This is a genomic window from Brevibacillus sp. NL20B1 (assembly GCF_018195675.1).
GTDB lineage: Bacteria > Bacillota > Bacilli > Brevibacillales > Brevibacillaceae > Brevibacillus > Brevibacillus aydinogluensis.
In genome coordinates this window covers 122,508-142,325 of the sequence record NZ_JAGTPT010000009.1, presented here as the reverse complement: position 1 = coordinate 142,325, position 19,818 = coordinate 122,508, and the positions used below count along the sequence as shown (strand labels likewise).

The 19,818-nt window shown below is 56.5% G+C and carries 18 protein-coding genes; 14 read left to right on the top strand and 4 right to left on the bottom strand.

The genetic code is table 11. From position 1 onward, the window contains the following. Positions 1–160 precede the first annotated feature (160 nt). From KDN35_RS08600 to KDN35_RS08580, 5 genes are all read left to right on the top strand, one after another. On the top strand, positions 161–955 hold the full coding sequence (locus KDN35_RS08600; RefSeq protein WP_171564715.1) for a TIGR00282 family metallophosphoesterase: 795 nt from the start codon (positions 161–163) through the stop codon (positions 953–955). Positions 956–1,072: 117 nt separating this feature from the next. Then, on the top strand, positions 1,073–1,333 hold the full coding sequence (gene spoVS / locus KDN35_RS08595; protein ID WP_003385776.1) for a stage V sporulation protein SpoVS: 261 nt from the start codon (positions 1,073–1,075) through the stop codon (positions 1,331–1,333). Positions 1,334–1,486: 153 nt separating this feature from the next. After that, positions 1,487–2,428 (top strand): dipeptidase, encoded by a 942-nt coding sequence (locus KDN35_RS08590; RefSeq protein WP_212132543.1) that lies wholly within the window; start codon positions 1,487–1,489, stop codon positions 2,426–2,428. 194 nt (positions 2,429–2,622) lie between these two features. After that, positions 2,623–4,401, top strand: coding sequence for a 2-oxoacid:acceptor oxidoreductase subunit alpha (locus KDN35_RS08585; protein ID WP_171564717.1), 1,779 nt, complete (start codon positions 2,623–2,625; stop codon positions 4,399–4,401). Further along, positions 4,373–5,239, top strand: coding sequence for a 2-oxoacid:ferredoxin oxidoreductase subunit beta (locus KDN35_RS08580; protein WP_171564718.1), 867 nt, complete (start codon positions 4,373–4,375; stop codon positions 5,237–5,239). Before KDN35_RS08585 ends, KDN35_RS08580 begins: the two co-directional genes overlap by 29 nt. 85 nt (positions 5,240–5,324) lie before the next feature. Here KDN35_RS08580 and KDN35_RS08575 read toward each other — a convergent pair whose 3' ends face one another. Further along, a complete protein-coding gene (locus KDN35_RS08575; RefSeq protein WP_212132542.1) occupies positions 5,325–6,362 on the bottom strand; it encodes a YkvI family membrane protein in 1,038 nt (345 codons plus the stop codon). Positions 6,363–6,414: 52 nt separating this feature from the next. Here KDN35_RS08575 and KDN35_RS08570 point away from each other — a divergent pair, with 52 nt between their 5' ends. From KDN35_RS08570 to KDN35_RS08560, 3 genes are all read left to right on the top strand, one after another. Continuing rightward, positions 6,415–7,164, top strand: a complete 750-nt coding sequence (locus tag KDN35_RS08570; RefSeq protein WP_212132541.1) for an MBL fold metallo-hydrolase — start codon at positions 6,415–6,417, stop codon at positions 7,162–7,164. 25 nt (positions 7,165–7,189) lie between these two features. Further along, positions 7,190–7,753, top strand: a complete 564-nt coding sequence (gene mnmM / locus KDN35_RS08565; RefSeq protein WP_212132548.1) for a tRNA 5-(aminomethyl)-2-thiouridylate-methyltransferase MnmM — start codon at positions 7,190–7,192, stop codon at positions 7,751–7,753. Positions 7,754–7,958: 205 nt separating this feature from the next. After that, positions 7,959–9,038: a YheC/YheD family endospore coat-associated protein gene (locus KDN35_RS08560; protein ID WP_212132540.1), complete on the top strand. Its 1,080-nt coding sequence runs from the start codon at positions 7,959–7,961 to the stop codon at positions 9,036–9,038. A 76-nt stretch (positions 9,039–9,114) separates the two neighbouring features. Here KDN35_RS08560 and cbpB read toward each other — a convergent pair whose 3' ends face one another. Further along, a complete protein-coding gene (cbpB, locus tag KDN35_RS08555) occupies positions 9,115–9,585 on the bottom strand; it encodes a cyclic-di-AMP-binding protein CbpB (RefSeq protein ID WP_171564722.1) in 471 nt (156 codons plus the stop codon). A 286-nt stretch (positions 9,586–9,871) separates the two neighbouring features. Here cbpB and KDN35_RS08550 point away from each other — a divergent pair, with 286 nt between their 5' ends. Next, positions 9,872–10,558, top strand: a complete 687-nt coding sequence (locus tag KDN35_RS08550; RefSeq protein WP_212132539.1) for a hypothetical protein — start codon at positions 9,872–9,874, stop codon at positions 10,556–10,558. A 62-nt stretch (positions 10,559–10,620) separates the two neighbouring features. Here KDN35_RS08550 and KDN35_RS08545 read toward each other — a convergent pair whose 3' ends face one another. Both KDN35_RS08545 and KDN35_RS08540 read right to left on the bottom strand, forming a co-directional pair. Next, complete coding sequence (locus KDN35_RS08545) at positions 10,621–11,463, bottom strand: lipoate--protein ligase family protein (RefSeq protein ID WP_212132538.1); 843 nt, start codon at positions 11,461–11,463, stop codon at positions 10,621–10,623. A 144-nt stretch (positions 11,464–11,607) separates the two neighbouring features. After that, positions 11,608–12,831, bottom strand: coding sequence for an S-layer homology domain-containing protein (locus KDN35_RS08540; protein ID WP_171564725.1), 1,224 nt, complete (start codon positions 12,829–12,831; stop codon positions 11,608–11,610). Between the two features lie 232 nt (positions 12,832–13,063). Between KDN35_RS08540 and miaB the strand changes: the two genes are divergently transcribed. The 5 genes from miaB to mutS all read left to right on the top strand — a co-directional run bounded on the left by miaB (position 13,064) and on the right by mutS (position 19,815). Further along, positions 13,064–14,575: a tRNA (N6-isopentenyl adenosine(37)-C2)-methylthiotransferase MiaB gene (gene miaB, locus KDN35_RS08535; protein WP_171564726.1), complete on the top strand. Its 1,512-nt coding sequence runs from the start codon at positions 13,064–13,066 to the stop codon at positions 14,573–14,575. A 7-nt stretch (positions 14,576–14,582) separates the two neighbouring features. Next, on the top strand, positions 14,583–15,020 hold the full coding sequence (locus KDN35_RS08530; protein ID WP_171564727.1) for a YlbF/YmcA family competence regulator: 438 nt from the start codon (positions 14,583–14,585) through the stop codon (positions 15,018–15,020). A 123-nt stretch (positions 15,021–15,143) separates the two neighbouring features. Next, complete coding sequence (cotE, locus tag KDN35_RS08525) at positions 15,144–15,704, top strand: outer spore coat protein CotE (protein WP_171564728.1); 561 nt, start codon at positions 15,144–15,146, stop codon at positions 15,702–15,704. Between the two features lie 122 nt (positions 15,705–15,826). Beyond that, positions 15,827–17,119 (top strand): putative amidoligase domain-containing protein, encoded by a 1,293-nt coding sequence (locus KDN35_RS08520; protein ID WP_249178993.1) that lies wholly within the window; start codon positions 15,827–15,829, stop codon positions 17,117–17,119. A gap of 116 nt (positions 17,120–17,235) precedes the next feature. Then, the gene (mutS, locus tag KDN35_RS08515) at positions 17,236–19,815 is read left to right on the top strand and encodes a DNA mismatch repair protein MutS (RefSeq protein WP_212132537.1); all 2,580 of its coding nucleotides are present in this window, start codon (positions 17,236–17,238) and stop codon (positions 19,813–19,815) included. The last annotated feature ends 3 nt before the right edge of the window (positions 19,816–19,818 follow it).

Here is a 19,818-nt window from a genome sequence, read left to right as displayed (position 1 = left end):
GCCACCCCCTCCTACTCGATTGCGAAAGAAACGCGGGCGGCCTGCAACCGCTTTTGAACCGGACCGGTTATGGACCAGGCTCAACGCGGTGGGGTGTTAGCTTACGCGCATTTTTCTTCCGTCATTCGGTCGTGTATACTAATGGAGAGGTGAAAAGCCAATGAAACTGCTGTTTATCGGTGACATCATGGGTGCGCCCGGACGGGACATCGTGAAGGCGTATCTGCCGCTGCTGAAGCGAAAATACCAACCTACCTTTCTGGTTGCCAACGGGGAGAATGCCGCCCACGGCAGGGGCATTACCGAGAAGATTGCCAAGGAACTGTTTGAAGGCGGAGTTCAGGCGATCACCCTCGGCAACCATACCTGGGATAACAAAGACATCTTTGAATTCATTGACAGTGAACCTCGTCTGATCCGCCCCGCCAACTTTCCCGCAGGCGCTCCGGGACAAGGGATTACATACATCAAGCAGCCCGAAGGCGAACTGGCTGTGATCAACCTGCAGGGCCGATCCTTTTTGCCGCCGCTGGAGTGTCCGTTCCAGACGGCCGACAAGCTGGTGGAGCAGGCACGCAAGCGGACCAAATACATATTTGTCGACTTCCACGCTGAAGCCACTTCCGAGAAGCAGGCGCTCGCCTGGTATCTGGACGGCCGCGTCAGCGCGGTGGTAGGGACACACACGCATGTGCAGACCGCCGATGAGCGCGTTCTCCCCCAAGGCACGGGCTTTTTGTGCGACGTAGGCATGTGCGGTCCGATGAATGGCATCCTCGGCATGGAGCGGGAAGCGGTCATCCGCAAGTTTCTTACCCAACTGCCCGTACGATTTGAAGTGGCAGGGGAACCGGCCCAGTTGAATGCCGTGCTGATCACGTTGGACAAGGCGACCGGCCACGCGAAAAAACTGGAGCGAATCAGAATTGACGACGACCACCCGTTTATGGAATAATAAGAACGAGATTTGAATTTTTTGAATCTTTGCTGCGCGTAAGCAGGAATTTTTCGGGGTTATGCGAATATCATTCTAATAATGACAGGTATCCTATCAGACGGGAGGTTCAAAAGGATGGAAGTATTAAAAGTTTCAGCAAAGTCTAACCCCAACTCCGTTGCTGGTGCCCTTGCCGGTGTTCTGCGCGAACGCGGCGCCGCCGAGATCCAAGCTATTGGCGCTGGGGCGCTTAACCAAGCTGTGAAGGCTGTAGCTATCGCACGAGGATTCGTAGCGCCGAGTGGAGTTGACCTGATTTGCATTCCAGCCTTTACCGACATCGTGATTGATGGAGAAGAGCGCACAGCGATCAAGCTGATCGTAGAACCCAGATAAATCGATGTGAATACGATTTAACCGGCCTGTTTGTTCGTTGAATGAACAGGTTTTTTTCGTTTGTGGAGGGACAATAATCGAGAGTGCCTGTCGATGCCCCCTCGTCGAGGTTCCTTCACTTCCAGAACACAGAACAGAAACGGGGAGAAACAAATGGTTCCAATATTTGATGCGCATTGCGACGTGTTGTCCAAGCTGTGGGAGCTGCCGGAGCTCGACTTTTACCGCGCAGACGAACGGCTGCACGTAAGTTATCCCGAAATGGTGAAAGGAAACGTAGGCATCCAGGTAATGGCCTGCTACGTTCCCAAATACGTTCCCTACGGCCGCCGTTTTCAGGCCGTGCTGGAGATGCTGGATGTGTTTTACGAACGCGTGGCCAGCGGCAAGATCCGCGCGATTCGCAGTCGCGCCGATCTGGATGCGTGCGTATTAAAGGAAGAAAAAGGGGCTATTCTGTTTGTAGAAGGGGCGCATGCCTTGGAAGAAAGCCTCGTGCAGCTGAGGACCTGGCACCGCCTGGGGGTGCGGGGGATGACGCTGACGTGGAACTACAGCAACGCGGTTGCCTCGGGCTGTCATGAGCCGCATCCGGGCGGGTTGACCTCGTTTGGACGGACGGTCGTCGAAGAGATGAACCGGCTCGGCATGATCATCGACGTGTCGCACGTAGCCGAGCCAGGGTTCTGGGACACGCTGGAACTGTCCAAGATGCCGGTGATCGCTTCCCATTCCAATGTCAAACGGCTGTGCGACCATCCGCGCAACCTGACCGACGATCAGATCAAGGCGCTGATAGCCAATGGCGGTGTGATGGGACTGACGTTCGTCGACTTTTTCGTCACAGCGGAAAAGCGGACCGTTTGGATTGACGACCTGCTGCGCCACCTGGATCACGTCTGTGCCTTGGGCGGTGTCGATCATGTCGGGTTTGGCTCCGACTTTGACGGCATTACCGAGACGTTTGGCGATCTGACCCGGGCAGGAGACTACCACAATCTGGTGGAGGCGCTCCTGAAGCGCTACAAAGAGGCGGACGTGCAGAAATTTGTGCGTGAAAACTGGTTGCGTGTTTTCCGAAACGTGCTACAATAATATTGCAGATTATTAATGTACCAAGTTCATCGTTTAATTCAGATCAATACTAATTTGAGTAAAAGCACTTGCATTTTTGCATAGCTCGGACTACAATTGGTACAGTCTATGCACAATTTTGTCACATCTTATCGGAACCTGTCGGGTAAGGTGGGGCAGCTTTTTCTCACAGTCACTGAAGGGGTGGAATCTGAATGATTAGTCAACTTTCCTGGAAAGTTGGAGGACAGCAAGGGGAGGGTATCGAGAGTACCGGTGAAATCTTCTCCATGGCGATGAACCGGATGGGATACCATCTGTACAGCTATCGTCACTTCTCTTCCCGGATCAAAGGTGGACACACCAACAACAAAATTCGTGTGAGCACCAAACCGATGCGCGCCATTTCCGACGATTTGGACATCCTCGTCGCGTTCGACCAGGAGACAATCGACTTCAACGCGCACGAGCTGCGCGAAGGCGGCATCATCATCGCGGACTCGAAATTTAACCCGAAACTGCCGGAAGGTTTGAAAGCGGTTCGCTTTTTCACGGTGCCGCTGACGGAAATTGCCGACGAGTTGGGAACGTCCCTGATGAAGAACATGGTGTCCATTGGTGCGTCTGCTGCCATCCTCGGCATTCCAGTGGAAAGCTTCCGCAATATTGTTGAAGACATGTTCCTCCGCAAAGGCGAAAAAGTGGTGGAAAAGAACATGGAAGCCATTCGCCGCGGATTTGAATACGTCAATGAACTGACGGGTGGACAACTCCCTGAATTCCAACTGGAGAAGGCTGACGGTCAAAAGCAGCTCTTCATGATCGGCAACGATGCGATCGCACTTGGCGCACTGGCAGCGGGTTGTCGTTTCATGCCGGCTTACCCCATCACCCCGGCTTCCGAGATTATGGAATATCTGATCAAAAAACTGCCGAAGTTTGGCGGTACGGTTATCCAGACCGAAGACGAAATCGCAGCCATCACCATGGCAATCGGCGCCAACTACGGCGGCGTGCGCGCCATGACTGCATCTGCCGGCCCGGGTCTGTCCCTGATGATGGAAGCAATTGGCCTTGCCGGTATCACCGAAACACCGGTGGTCATCGTCAACACCCAACGTGGCGGCCCGTCTACCGGTATGCCGACCAAACAAGAGCAATCCGACGTCAACGCCATGATCTACGGTACGCATGGCGATATTCCGAAAGTGGTGATCGCTCCGAGCACGGTGGAAGAGTGCTTCTATGACACGGCTGAGGCGTTCAACATCGCGGAAGAATTCCAACTGCCGGTTATCGTCTTGACCGACCTGACGCTGTCGCTGGGCAAACAGACCGTTACGCCGTTTGACTACAGCAAAGTGGAAATCCGCCGCGGCAAGCTCCTGGCTGGACAAGAACTTCCGCCGAAAGAGCAAAACGACTTGTTCAAGCGCTACGAAGTGACCGAAGACGGCGTTTCTCCGCGTGTGGTGCCGGGTCAAAAATACGGCCTGCACCATGTGACAGGGGTTGAGCACGATCAAACCGGTCGTCCGTCCGAGAACGCTGCAAACCGCGTGCAGCAAATGGATAAACGGATGCGCAAACTGCAAGGCGTGCTGAAAGCCTTCAAGAACCCGATCACCTTCGACGCTCCGCATGAAGAAGCTGACGTGCTGATCGTGGGCATCAACTCCACCATTGGCACGATCCAGGAAGCAAAAGGTCGTCTGGAACAAGAGGGCGTAAAAGTGAACCACGCACAAATCCGCCTGATCCATCCGTTCCCGGCCGAACAACTGAAACCGTACGTGGAAAAAGCAAAACAAGTAATCGTCGTGGAACACAACGCGCAAGCGCAAGTGGCCAACCTGATCAAACTGAACGTTGGACACGAAGAAAAAATCAAATCCGTGCTGAAATACGACGGGAACCCGTTCTTGCCGAAGGAAATCTATACCGAAGTTAAGGGGCTGATTAAACATGGCGACTATGAAAGAGTTTCGCAATAACGTAAAGCCGAACTGGTGCCCAGGCTGTGGTGACTTCTCCGTGCAGGCGGCCATCCAACGCGCCGCTGCCAACGTGGGCCTGGAACCGGAACAGCTGGCGGTCGTTTCGGGTATTGGATGCTCCGGTCGTATTTCCGGCTACATTAACTGCTACGGATTCCACGGCGTTCACGGCCGTGCCCTGCCGATCGCGCAAGGGCTGAAAATGGCAAACCGCGAACTGACGGTTATTGCTGCCGGCGGTGACGGTGACGGTTTCGCCATCGGGATGGGCCATACGGTTCACGCCATTCGCCGCAACATGGACATTACCTATATCGTGATGGACAACCAAATCTACGGTCTGACCAAAGGGCAAACCTCTCCGCGTTCTGCGACCGGTTTTGTGACCAAGTCCACTCCGAGCGGTTCCATCGAGTCGGCAATCTCGCCGGTTGAGCTGGCGCTGTCCGCAGGCGCAACGTTTGTTGCCCAATCCTTCTCCAGCGACCTGAAAGGCCTGACCGAACTGATCGAAATGGGGATCAAGCACAAAGGCTTCTCCCTGATCAACGTGTTCAGCCCGTGCGTGACCTACAACAAGGTGAACACGTACGACTGGTTCAAGGAAAACATCGTACCGGTGGATACCATCGAAGGCTACGATCCGCATGACCGCATCAAGGCCATGTCCTACTCCATGCAGTACAAAGGCCTGATCACCGGTCTGATCTACCAAAACACCGAACAAAAATCTTACGAGCAATTGGTTCCGGGCTTCAAGGAAGAAGGACTGGTCAAACAAGACCTCCGCATCTCCGACGAAGATTTCGCCAAACTGGTTGCAGAATTTGCCTAAGCAGCACAAACGTAAGCGAAAGAACCTCTCCCGCGCGGAGAGGTTTTTTTGTCGGGGTTTTTGTCCATACGCGGCCCGGCAGGGTTCAGACAGAGCGGTTCCAGACTTGGCGGACAAAGAGCATGAACAAAAACAGCAGGACAAGCTGGCCAAACAACGGGTACAAAAAGCGCAGCAGCGGCCCGAAGCCGATGAAGCTGACAGCGTAGCAGACGAGCAGGATGACAAAGACCACGACCGGTCTGCGCAGGCCGGTCGTCTTGTTTACCTGTTCCGACAAGCCAAAGACGTTGGCAGACAGCGTCGAAAAGATCTCGGTGTACACCAGCAGGGAAAAGAAAAACGGAATTCCTTTACCCACGCTCTGCAGGAGGGCGATCATTGGCATCTCCGCTTCGCCGATTCCCGGCATTCCTGCTGACAGGGAGGCGTACGAGAGCAGCAAGAGGATGCCGATGCCTGTTCCTCCCAAAATGCCTCCCCAAATCAGCGGCCGTTCGCTCTCGCTCTCCCTGCCGATCGGCACCAACACTGCTTGTGTCAGCGCAACGTTTAAGGCAACATAGTAGAGAGGAGAGCTGAGCCAGACCCACGGACGGATGCTCACCACCTGCGGACCAATGTCGTTCCACGGCTGCGTGTACAGAAACACGAGCAGGGTGAACCCGATCAACAGGGGAACGAAGAGACTGTTGACCGAGTGAATGCCAAACAACCCTTTCCGCGCCACGAAAAAGGTCATCACCATGCTGATCCAGATGCCCACCTGCGGCGACAGGCGGAACGATTCCCAGAAGATCGCTCCGGTGGCGGCCAGCATGACGGACGTGGTGCCGAGCAGGACGGTAAGCAGGAGTGTATTGAACACGGTGCCAATGGCCCGTCCGAACAAGTACGTGCTCACATCCTGATAAGAATTGGCCTGAATCCGGTAGGCAATCAGCATGATGCGCACACCTGCCCACACAAACAGCAGCGAGGCGAGCAGGATGCCGATGAAACCCTGCGTGCCGTACCGGACAAAAAATTCGACGATCTCTTTTCCTGAGGCAAAACCGGCGCCTACCACTGTACCAATATACGTAAAGGCGATTTGCAGAGCGGCTTTCCATGATTGCTGCATGTCAAACCTCCTGTCCCACTTAATTCATCCTATGAAAGGAAGCGATGTGAATATGCTGGTAACCGTGTTAGGCTTTCAGTCGCCTTATCCGGGGCCAGGCGGTGCCACCCCCGGGTATCTGGTGCAAACTGATCACACCACCCTGCTGCTCGACTGCGGCAGCGGCGTGCTGGCCAAGTTGGGAGAGTTGCTCCCGATCTACGAGCTGGATGCGCTTCTGCTGTCTCATTTTCATCACGATCATGTGGCAGATGTCGGGGTTTTGCAGTACGGATTGATGGTTCATCTACGGGAGGGCGATCGCTCGCCCGATCAGCCGCTGCCGATCTACGCGCCGGGACAGCCGGCAGAAAAAGCAGCAGGGCTTACTTACCGGGAAGCAACCCGCCTGGTTCCCGTAGACGAAAAGTCGCAAGTGACCGTGGGGGACGTGCAGATCAGCTTTCTTCGCACGGACCACGGGGATGGTGACCCCTGCTATGCCATGCGGTTGGAAGCCGGGGGAAAAACGCTGGTATACGGGGCAGACAGCGGACCGAATACGATGTGGGACCCGTTTGCCCGGCAGGCCGATCTGTTTATCTGCGAGGGAACGTTCTTGGAGCGCTACAAGCCGGCAGAGCCCCATGGTCATCTCACCGTGCGGCAGGCAGCGCAGGTGGCGGAATCGCTGGCCTGCCGATCCTTGTTGATTACCCATCTGTGGCCTGCTTACACGGAGGAGGAAGTGCGGGCGGAAGCGGATGTATACCGGACGGGTACGTGCCACATCGCCCGGTTTGGCCTGCAAATCCGGCTGTAATGCATGAGGAGAGGAGAGAATGACGTTGTTCCCCAACGTATTGGAAGTAGCACGAAAATTGATTCGCGAACGCGTCGGAGAAAATGAGACAGTTATCGACGCGACGATGGGAAACGGCAACGACACCCTGTTTCTCGCCCAACTGGTCGGCGAAAAGGGGAGAGTCATCGCCTACGACATTCAGCCGCTGGCCATGGAAAAGACCCGGCAGCGGCTGGAGCGGGAAGGGGTACTGCAGCGGGTGCAGCTGCAACTGGCCAGCCACGAAGAGATGGCCAACCTGGATGTATCGGCTGCAGCAATCATGTTTAACCTCGGATACCTGCCCGGCGGTGACAAGGCCATCACGACGCAGGCGGCGAGCACGGTCCGGGCGATTGGAGCAGGGCTAAAAATCCTGCGGCCAGGCGGGATCATGACGGTGATGATATACTGGGGCCACCCTGCCGGCCAGGTGGAAAAAGAGGCAGTGGAGGCGTACTGCCAGACACTCAGCCAGCTGGATTACCTGGTATTGAAGTACCAGTACATCAACCAGCAGAATCAGGCGCCGTTTTTGCTGGCGATTGAGCGGCGGCCCGTTACCTAGCGATCGCGTCATTGCGTTTCCCGGGCAAGCGCAGGATACGACAGCGGTGGCGGCATGGGCAAAATCGTGTCGCCTGGCTGTCGGTTGGGCGCGCTCCCGGCAGATCCATTCCCCCGTAATGCACCACGGTGAGCAAAAATAGGCACGCGCTAGCCATGTGTCACTCATATCAATAGGGTGAGGAATGGCAGCAAGGGGGATGACCGTGGACCGAGTAGGCATCATGTTGGATTGGACTGTCTTGCAGAGAGGCATCAGAGGCGACAAGTCTTACGAACGTCTTCCCTATTACGCGGAGATTTGCAAGGAACTGGGGATGGAGCCGGTCTTTTTTCATCCGCGCCATGTGCGGCCAGGCGGACAGAGGGTGCTGGGTCATTTTTGGAATGGAAGCCGATTAATTCCCCGCCTGGTGAACGTGCCGAAGGTGATCCACAACCGCGTGCTGTCCAGAAACGGGCGGATACGGGCCACGATCCGCCGGCTGAGCAGGACGCGCACCGTGTTTAACGGGCTGGTGGTGAGGGACAAATGGAGGGTACACCAGATGCTGTGGAAAAATCCCGCCATCCGTACCTACCTGCCGCATACGGTGTTGTTCACACCAGAGAGGCTTCGCATGTTTTTGGACCGGTATCAGACAGTGTACGTCAAACCGGCGATTGGTTCGGTGGGGATTGGCGTTGCCCGCATTGAACGGCACAACAACGCCTACAGGTTTATCGCGTTCAGACGGAACAGAACCTTGTCCCGCAAGAGGCTGATGGCCGAAGCGGCCAGGTGGGTGGGCAAAAGGCGGTTTATTATTCAGCAGGGAGTGCCGCTTGCCCGTTACCAGGGCAAGACATTTGACATCCGCGTGTCGGTGCAGAAAAACGGAAATCAGGAGTGGACGGTTAGCGGCCTGGTCGCCAAGGTGGCCAATCGGGCAAACAAATTGAGCAACCTGGCTCGCGGCGGACGTGCCGTTCCCTTATCACGGGCCCTGGGGCCGCTGTTTACCGCCGAGCAGCAGAAAGAGGTGGTTGAGCGGATCAAACGGGCGGCTGTCGAGATTGCCAGGCAGTATCAGCGCCACTTTCCGTCGCTTGCCGATCTGGGACTGGACATGGGCATCGACAGGCAGGGCCACCCGTATCTGATTGAGATAAATGTGCGGGACCAGCGGTATTCGTTTTGCAAAGCGGGAGAACTGGCCATGTTTAAAAAAACCTATCGTCATCCGATGGAATACGCGCGTTCCCTGCTTGCCGGGAATGGAAGGGGCAGGCAGACACGTCCGTAGAGCAAGCAGACCTGGGCCAAACTGGACTAGGTCTGCTTTTTTCATGGCGAGCGGAGTAAATTGTCGCTTACTGTATTCATGAATGATCGGTGAATTGTTTTTCCGCAGCAGGGGAGGGGAGGTTGCGGAAGTGGCGGTAGAGGACCGCGAGAATCGACCTGCGGGTCAGGATGCCCTGAAAAATCCCGGTGTCATCCTCGATGCAGATAAACGGATGATTAATCGACATCTCCAAGGCTTTGAGAAACTCATCTGACTCTTTCATCCGGGGGACTTTAGTGTTCATCACGTCATCGACGGTGTAGTCGGACAGCTTTTCATATTCAAACCGTTCAAGTCCCAATATCTTGTTGACGATCATTGTGGTGCTGATCTGGCCGTGCAGCCGGTAGGAGTGGTCCAGTACGGGTATGGCAGAATATCCGGTTTTGGTAAGCACGAGCAGCGCGTGTTCCAGTGAATTGCCCAACTGCACGTGGGCCACCTTGGTCGAAGCGATGACCAATTCGTTGAGTTTGGTGTGCAGCAATTGCTCAACCTGCTTCAAACAATCCACCACCTTTTTTCGTCTCTGACGGCACGGCAGTACCGTACCCTTGTGGTTCACTTCTATGATACCGTATGGCGTAAGCGTACGGTAGTCCTGCCTGAAAAAAAGCCCGGCAGTATGTCGTACAATCGTTCAAGGCGGGGAACAAGCGGACCTTGTTCGCAGGACCTTGTGCCGTACGCGGGACGTTGGTCGGATGGACGTGTAACCGAATGGCTGGTTCCATCGTATTACAGATGGACGCCTATTGTCTTTTTGTATGTATGCAAGGAGTTGGATAGTCATGCGTAAACCCATCTGGGGAGCGGTCGCCTTGATGATGCTGGTATCGGCCGGAATAGGGCTGTTGGCCGGCCGTTTGCTGATCAAGCCAGCCGGCCACTCGGAGCAGGCATTGGGCACGTCGGCTGTGCCTGCGTGGATGGTGGAAGACATGCGCGAACGGCTGGACACCTCACTGCGCTCCCGCGTAATGCCGGATCGGATACATGTCATGACGCTGCCGACGGTTACACAGAACCAGTCGGCTTCGCAGCCCGTCGATCTGGCCGGTTCACTCACGCTGGACGGTGAAAAAGGCTTGTTCGTCGTGTACGCAAGCGAAGATGGAGACTATCAGCCCGCCTACAGCAAGAATGAACCTCTCTTCAGTCTCCAGCAAGCCGGCGGCGGATACCTGGTGGTGACGACGGTAAAACCGGCCAGCCACGGTCAGGAGCGCACGCTGTACGTGCTGCGAAAAACGTCTTCCGGCTATCAGGAAGTGTGGAGCGGTGTGGCCGCCTACCGGCATAAACAGGGAGAGACGACAGAACTGCTGGACGGTACCGTTCAGATTGACCCCAGGCGCCATACGATGATCTATTTTCAGCTGGAACGTACACTTGATCAAACCGGCTTCTCTTTGATGGAAAAAAGCTCCTACGAACTCTTGCGCTACAATGAGCGGTCTAACCGTTTCGAAAAGTGACGCAAATCAAAAGCGCCTCTCTTTACGAGGCGCTTTTCCCCTGTGCATGGTATGATAGGGGATCAGCCCGGCAAATGCCAGTCGGGCCTGATCAGTTCATCCGCCGTAAACGCGAACAACCCCAACCGCTCGGCGAGATGGTGCCGGGATTCTTCCACCAGTGTCTTGGGCACGGCAAACGGTGCGGGGCTGATCGGCCACTCCCTGCGGATGGCGGTCAGCAGCCGTTCCTTGACGTCCGAGACGGTAACGGGGCGGCCGGTCAATCCGGCGATGCTGCCCACTGTGTTCCCGTCGATGAAGGGAATGGGACGGTGATTGTCCATGTCAGCGAGGCCGGCTTTCGCGTAGAAGCGTTCCATCCACGCACCGCGCGGCTGTTCCTCGACGTTGATGCACAATTGCAGGATCGACCCGAAGCGGGTGCGCCGTTGGGCCATGCCGCCGATTTTTTTGCCGCCAATCGAGAAGTCGTATTCGCCCGCGCAGTAGGAACCAGTCACTTCGCCAAACTGCATGTCGCCGTACTCGCGCAATCCCACATGCAGCATCCGGGCGACGAATTGGAAAAAAGCGTCGATCGCAATCGACGTGTCGGGCAGCAGACAGGCGAGGTTGAGCACGCCCGCGTCCAGCGGCACACAGGCTCCGCCGGACGAGCGCAGCACGCAGCCAAAGCCGTCTTGACCAAATTGGCGCAGCGCCTGTTCCAGCCGCGGCAGTTTGGCGTCGCGGCGGCCCAGGTAGAGCGCCTTGTCGTACACCCACAGGTGGATGACTGGTTGGGCGTCGTCCCGGTTCATGTAAGCAGCCAGCGCTTCGTCGCGAATCAGCGGCTCCAGCGGATTGTCCCGATAGACACCGGAATCCATCCAGCGGAACGGCTGAGTAACAGTAAAGGTCATAGGAAACTCCTTCCCCGGTCAAGAATCGCTACCATTATACAACTGTACCTTGTTCATTTCTAGTGATCTGCACCGCAGCAAGTTTGCCGGGAAAGAAAAAACCGCTTCCGCTCAGGGGTCCCTGGAAACGGAAGCGGTGCGGCGTCACGGCTGTGCTGTAAAGGAGAAGTTATCCAGGTAGGTGATGCTGCGTGGCGCGTCTTTGGTTGCGTTACGCTGCAGATAGAGTCCCAGCTTGGTACCCTCTGGTTTCACTTTTTGCTGTCTGAAGAGGAACTGGTCGTTCATGTAGATGGAGACGCTGTCGCCGTCGACGACCACTTTCAGCCGGTTGCTCGTTTTCAGCTTGTAGGAACCGGACGCGATCACGTCAATGTCGGCGTCCTTGGCGTCTTCCACGCGGGCGAGCGTGACGCGGTCTTTGTTGACGAAGACGACATGGGCTGCGCCGTTCTTGCCGTTGAAGTACACGCCACCCAGCCCATCGGAGCCGCTCACGTTGACATCGACGGTCAATTCGTAACGTTTCGTGTTTTTGTCTTCATCCCAGATGAGCGGCAGGAAATAGTGATGCAGATTTTTCTCGGTGGAAATGGCAGTCACCTGCTTGTTGACGACGCCCCAGGTACCGACGGCATGATCGGTGTCCCAGTTTTTCAGTTCGGTATCGCTGAAGTTGTCGCTTACACTGCGCGGCAGCTCCGGTTTATCCGGGTTGGGGAAAACCACTTTGGTCTCGTCATCGTTTCGGTCCAGAAGCGCACGGTACAGGAGCGAGGCTGCTTCGGCGCGGGTGATCGGATCAAGCGGACGGAACTCGTTGTTGTACCCTTTCATCAGATTGGTCTGGATCGCGATGGCGATGTACGGGCGGAGGTTGGGCGAAATTCGCTCATGGTCGCGGAAACGTTTCAACACGTCCTGGTCCGCCTTGTGCGTGCGGTCGTAGCCGAGCAGGCGAACCAGCGCCACGGCGATGTCTTCCCGGACGGCGTACTGATCCGGCTTGTAGTAGTAGCGGGTGCCCGACTTGTAGCCTGTCAGGTATGGCTTGGCATGCTCCACGTAAAGGAACGCCCAATGCGACTTCGGCACATCCACAAACGTTTGACTAACCTTGTTCTTGCGAATGTCCACGCCGGCCGCGGCAATCATGATCTTGGCAAATTCAGCGCGTGTGACCTGATTGTTGGGCCGGAATTTGCCGTCCTCGTACCCCTTGATAATCCCTTTGGCCGCCATCTCGGTGATTTCCTTGTAGGCCCAATGGCTGCGGGGCACATCGGAGAACGAGGGCGCCGCCTGAACGAACGGCACGAGAGTCAGAATCATCAGAACCGCCAGAAAAACAGATAGGACTCGCTTCATGGGAACCTCCTGTTCGGGATATATCGTTTTGCTGCTATTCAGACGGCGGACGGGTCGGCAATGTTGCACGTGGACCAGCCTGATTCAGAAAAATATGAAAAAAGTCGCAGGAAAATGGTTTTCCAGAAAGATTCACTGGAAGTTCCTGATTTATTCGTTAAAATAAAATGTTCTATGCTATAATGTGTTGATGGTAAACCGTAAAACCAATGCTTACTGAGGTGATAGACAGATGACAATGAAAACTGAGGCGACTACGGACTTAAAATCCGGCAAGTCCCCGAAAACAACAGCAGACTACGCCAAGTACTTCCAGCCCCCTTCCTTGAAAGACGCGAAAAAACGCGGCAAGGAAGAGGTTAAGGTGCATTACGACTTCGCCATTCCGGAAGACATGAAGGATATCGGGAAAGGCAAGCGCTACTACGTACGCACCTACGGCTGTCAAATGAATGAGCACGACTCCGAGACAATCGCCGGGATTCTTCAGCAAATGGGCTACAGCCCGGCCGAAGAAGCAGAAGATGCGGACGTAGTGCTGTTCAACACCTGTGCGATCCGGGAAAACGCCGAAGACAAGGTGTTTGGCGAACTGGGCAACATGAAGCGGGTGAAAAACAACAACCCCAACCTGATCCTCGGCGTCTGCGGCTGCATGTCGCAGGAGGAAAGCGTGGTCAACAAGATCCTGAAAAGCTTCCCGCATGTTGACCTCATCTTTGGTACGCACAACATTCACCGCCTGCCGGTGCTGCTGCGCGACGCCATGTTCAGCAAGGAAATGGTGATCGAGGTGTGGTCCAAAGAGGGCGACATCATCGAAAACATGCCGAAGATCCGCGAAGGCAACATCAAGGGTTGGGTCAACATCATGTACGGCTGTGACAAGTTCTGTACGTACTGCATCGTGCCGTACACGCGCGGCAAGGAGCGCAGCCGCCGTCCGGAAGACGTGATCGCAGAAGTGCGCGAACTGGCCCGCCAAGGCTTCAAGGAAGTCACCCTGCTCGGTCAAAACGTCAATGCGTATGGAAAGGATTTTCAAGACATCCACTTTGGCTTCGGCGACCTTTTGGACGAGATCCGCAAGATCGACATTCCGCGCATCCGCTTTACCACCAGCCACCCGCGCGACTTTGACGACCGTCTGATCGAAGTCCTGGCCAAAGGGGGCAATCTGGTGGAACACATCCACCTGCCTGTCCAGTCCGGATCCAGCGAAGTGCTGAAGCGGATGGCCCGCAAATACACGCGCGAACACTACCTGGAATTGGTGCGTAAAATTAAAGCGGCGATTCCCAACGTGGTGCTTTCCACGGACATTATCGTCGGCTTCCCCGGCGAGACTGATGAGCAATTCGAAGAAACGCTCTCCCTCGTGGAAGAGGTCCGTTACGACTCCGCCTATACCTTCATTTATTCGCCTCGCGAAGGTACGCCGGCTGCCGTCATGGAAGACAACGTGCCGATGGAGGTAAAAAAGGAGCGTCTCTACCGCCTGAACGAGCTGATGGCGAAGATCAGCCTGGAGCAGAACCAGAAGCTGCACAACCAGGTCGTCGAGGTGCTGGTGGAAGGCGAATCGAAAAACAACCCCAATGTGCTGGCTGGCCGCACCCGGTCCAACAAGCTGGTGCACTTCGTCGGCGACAAATCGCTGATTGGTCAGTTCGCTCACGTACGGATCACGGACGTGAAGACTTGGACCCTGCACGGAGAGATCGTGACAAAAGTCGAGGTGTAATGGAGCGATGGAACAAACAAGCCTGTACACACACAACGAGATTTTGGAAAAGGCCCGCGAACTGGCTGTAATGATTGCCCGCACCAAGGAAGTCGATTTCTACAAACGGGCCGAGCAGCAGATCAAACACAACGAACGCGTTCAGGAGCTGATCGCGGAATTAAAGAAGAAACAAAAACAGATGGTCATGTTTGAATCGATGAACAAACCGGAGCTGGCGAAAAAAGTGGAAGCGGAGTACAACCAGCTTCACGAGGAACTGGACGCAATTCCGATCGTTACTGAATTCAAACAGTCTCAAGTGGACGTGAACGATCTGCTGCAGATGGTCACAAACGTGATCGCCAACACGGTGTCCGAACGCATCATCCTGGACACCGGCGGCAATCCGCTCACCGGCGAAACAGGCGGCGGACCGGAAAAATCCCGCGGCTGCTGTTCGTAACAGGCGAATAAACGGCACGATCAATTCCCGACAAGCCTCCCCAAAATGACAGTGGGTGTTTGCACCCTAGTCGAATGCCCTGCATACAAATGTACAGAAACGTTGTATGGAGGAGGTAAAGAAATGTCGGGTATAGACAAAGACCTGCAGTGCCGGGAACTCATCGCAAAAGCCGTCTGCGGTAAAGGTCATAAATTCTCCCAAACGACCCACACCATCATTCCGTCGCATACTCCTTCGACTGTCCTCGGATGCTGGATGATAAACACGAACTTCCAGGCGGAGCTGGCGGGGGATGCGGTTGAAGTGACTGGTACGTATGACGTCAACCTGTGGTACTCGTTTGCCAATAACACCCAAACCGACGTCACGCGGGAAACCGTCAAGTTCTCCGTACTCGTTCCGCTTACGTTCTTCGACAAACATTGCCGCGGCGACCTGGAAATTATCGCCCGGGCTGTGGAACAGCCGAAGTGCGTCAAAGCCGAACTGAGCGGCGGTGGTACTGTCACGGTGAAAGTGGAAAGTGAATTTGCCGTCGAAATTATTGGCGAAACCAAAGTGTGTGTGGTCGTTTGCAACAACTGCGATGACAAGGACTTCCACCTGCTCGGTGACTACGAAGACAGCAGCGACGAGTTTGACGACTTTGATTCGGCCACATTGCTCGACGAATTGGATTAAGAGGAGAGGCACATCTCCTCTTTTTTCTTTTTTTCGGGTGGTCAGGCGGGGCAACCGTCCCGGCACACACTTTTTTTCACTGGGCCACATAGGCTATAGCAGCAGAGCGGGGGTGATGGATGATGTTTATCCACGTACGTGAAAACGGCAGGCCATCCGGGACAGGCGGACGATACAACACCGAAGTGATGCCGACCAATATCAAGGCGGCCATTAATCGTTTGTCGAAGGGCAACCAGGCCAACAAACTGCTCAAAATGAGCGGCATCGCGACGGCAAAGGCTGGTCCGGAGCCGGGGACACGGATCTATCGCGTCCAACTGTATCAGTTTCATCTCTTGCACCTGGAAAAAAGTCTGGAGAAGGCGCACTGGCTGTCCCAGCCGTGGGGCGAGCAGCACTTCGAGCCGGTGGAGCGGCTGCCGAATGATCCGGAAGCGCAGGTGGCCGTCAAGCTGGCGGTGCGTGCCCTGTACGCCACGGGGCTGGAGTGCGGCGAAGTGCTGCTGACCGCCGCTTCGCCCCATCGTGTCAAAGTGGTGCGGGTATCGCCGTATTGGCCTGCCCAAATGTCCGATCGGTTTATGCGGGAGGCGCGGGACTGGTGGCTGAACCAGAGAAAGAGGCGCAGCGCTGACAGGCTGATGCTGGGAGCGGACCCGGAGTTTGCCCTGAGGGGAGCGGACGGCTCGATGGTACTGGCCTCCGACTACATGGGCAAGGGCGGGGTGGTCGGGTGCGATTCCACCCGGTATCGGGAAGAGCTGGCTCTGCATCAGCACCCGTTGGCCGAACTGCGTCCGGAGCCGTCCGACGACCCGGATGAATTGTTTGCCCGCATCCGGAAGGCGCTCTTGCTCGCCCGCCGCAAGATCACGGACAGGACGGTGGAGTGGCTGGCGGGCGGCATGCCGTTCGACGGCTATCCCGTCGGCGGGCACATCCACTTTAGCGGCGTGGCCCTCGACTTTTCCCTGCTCCGCAAGTTGGACGCCTATCTCGCCCTGCCGTTGGTCATGGTGGAAGACCCCGGCTGCTTGAAGCGGCGCCCCCGATACGGATTCCTCGGAGACATCCGGGAGAAGACGCACGGCGGGTTTGAGTACCGCACCCTGCCCAGTTGGCTGGTCCATCCGGATGTGACGCGAGGCATCCTGCACCTCGCCCGGCTGGTGGCCGCCTGTCACGAGCAGTTGACGGCCCGCCCTCATCTGGATGTGTCGCTCATCAGGGCGTATTACCGCGGCGACAAACAGACGTTGGCACCGTACGTGAAAGCCATATGGGAAGAGCTTTCAAGCCTCGCTTGCTACCGCGACAGCCGGGACCCGCTCGATTGCTATTTTGCCTATCTGCTCGCGGGAGAAACGTGGCCGGCCGGGCAGGATCTGCGCAAGGCCTGGGAAATCGGCTGAGCAACCATATTGAACTGAATGCGAATCGCATCTGATCTGCGGGGAAGAGGTTCAACTTCCCCGGCCGGACGTGCTATAATGTACAGGCGAGATTGCAGGCTAGGAGATTTGAAAACATGGCTCAGTATACCCCAATGATTCAACAGTATCTGGCGATCAAGCGTGAGTACCCGGATACTTTCTTATTTTTTCGTTTAGGTGATTTTTACGAACTGTTTTTCGACGATGCCATCACCGCCTCGCGTGAGCTGGAGATTACGCTGACCGGCCGGGACGGCGGCGGGGACGAGCGTATCCCGATGTGCGGTGTGCCGCATCACTCGGCTGACGCCTATATTGCCGAGCTTTTGAAAAAAGGGTACAAGGTGGCTGTCTGCGAACAGGTGGAAGACCCGAAAGCGGCCAAGGGTGTCGTCCGCCGCGAAGTGACCCGCGTCATTACCCCGGGGACCATGATGGAGGGGAAATGGCTGACGGACAAGGAAAACAACTACATGGCGGCGATCGCCGAAGCGGACGGCCGAATGGGTATTGCCGCCTGTGACATGAGCACGGGCGAGATGTACGTCACCTCGCTGTTTGGCACGGCGGGAGCCGCGCTGGACGAGGCGATGCAGTACCGGCCGAAGGAACTGGTGGTGTGCGGTCTGTCGCAGGACCTGAAGCCCGACATGCCGGTCACGTACATAGAAACCGGGGCGGTGAACGCATTTGCCGTCGATCAGCAGTATCAGGATCAGGCGCGCGAGCTGGATCTGGCGATGCGCCTCGCGGTAAATGCGCTCCTGCACTACATCGGTTCCACGCAGAAGCGAAGTTTGTCCCACATGAGGCTGATCAAGCGCTATGACGCCAAGCAGTACCTGCAGATGGACAACTTTTCCCGGCGCAACCTGGAGCTGACCGAAACCATTCGCGACAAGTCCAAAAAAGGCTCGCTGCTGTGGCTGCTGGACCGTACCGAGACAGCCATGGGCGGACGTCTTCTGCGCCGCTGGATTGAGCGGCCGCTGTTGAACAAAAGCGAACTGGAAGCACGGCTGGATGCGGTGGAACATTTGAAAGGGGATATGCTGCTGCGTTCCGACGTCCGCGCCTGCCTGGATCGGGTCTACGATCTGGAACGCTTGGCGGGACGTGTCTCGTACGGTAACGCCAACGCCCGCGACCTGGTGCAGCTTCGCTTGTCGCTGGAAGCGGTGCCTGAACTGCGGCAGCTTCTGCTGAACGCCGGCTCCCGCGTGCTCACCGAACTGGCCGAAGGGATGGACGAGTGCGCCGACATCGCTGCTTTCCTGCGGTCGGCGCTGGTTGACGACCCGCCGGTTTCCGTGCGCGAAGGCGGTCTGATCCGGCCCGGCTATGACGAGTACCTGGACAAGCTGCACACGGCAAGCCGCGAAGGCAAGAACTGGATTGCCCAACTGGAACAGGCGGAGCGGGAAGCAACCGGCATCCGTTCGCTGAAGGTAGGCTTCAACAAGGTGTTCGGCTACTACATCGAGGTATCCCGTGCCAACCTGGCAAACGTGCCGGCCGGCCGCTACGAGCGCAAACAGACACTGGCCAATGCCGAACGGTTCATCACCCCGGAGCTGAAGGAAAAAGAGGCGCTCATCCTGGAAGCGGAAGAAAAGATGGTGGAGCTGGAGTACCAGCTGTTTACCGCCATCCGCAGCGAAGTGGCCACCCACATTCCCCGCCTGCAGGGGCTGGCCGAACGCATTGCCGCCGTGGACGTGCTGCAGGCATTTGCCACTGTCAGCGATGAGCGCGGCTATGTGCGGCCCGAACTCGTCACGACCGGCGAGTGCGTCATCCGCGAAGGGCGCCACCCGGTCGTGGAAGCGGTGCTGGATCGGGAAAAATACGTCGCCAACGACGTGGAGATGAACCAGTCGGACAGACAGATCCTGCTCATTACCGGCCCGAACATGGCCGGAAAGAGCACGTATATGCGCCAGATCGCGCTCATCGTCATCATGGCGCAGATCGGCTGCTTTGTTCCGGCGAAAGCGGCAAAATTGTCGCTGGTGGACCAGATTTTTACCCGGATCGGTGCAGCCGACGACCTAGTCGGCGGACACAGCACCTTCATGGTGGAAATGCTGGAGACCAAACACGCCTTGCAAAAAGCGACCGCGCAAAGCCTGATCCTGCTGGACGAGATTGGCCGCGGCACGTCCACCTATGACGGAATGGCGCTGGCGCAGGCAGTGATCGAGTACATTCGCGAAAAGATCGGAGCCAAGACGCTCTTTTCCACGCACTATCACGAGCTGACCGGCCTGGAAGAGTCGCTTCCCGGCGTGGTCAATGTGCACGCTCGCTGCGAAGAGCGTGACGGCAAGCTCTTGTTTCTGCACAAAATCGAGCCGGGACGGGCGGACAAAAGCTACGGCATCCACGTGGCCGAACTGGCGGAGATGCCCGGCCGGGTGATTGAGCGGGCGCGGGAGATTCTCGCCGGACTGGAAGCGAATGCAGCCACAACATCGGCACAGGAGGTGCAGATGACCTTGGACGCGCTGTGGGCGGCTCCTGTGTCCGCAGCGAAGGAGGAGCCCGTGTCCCGCCTGTCGCCGGATGAAGAAACCGTGATGGCAGAGCTGCGCGAACTGGATTTGAACCAGATGACGCCGATGGAAGCCATGCTGAAGCTGTATGAGTGGAGACAGCGCCTGAAAAAAACGTAACGG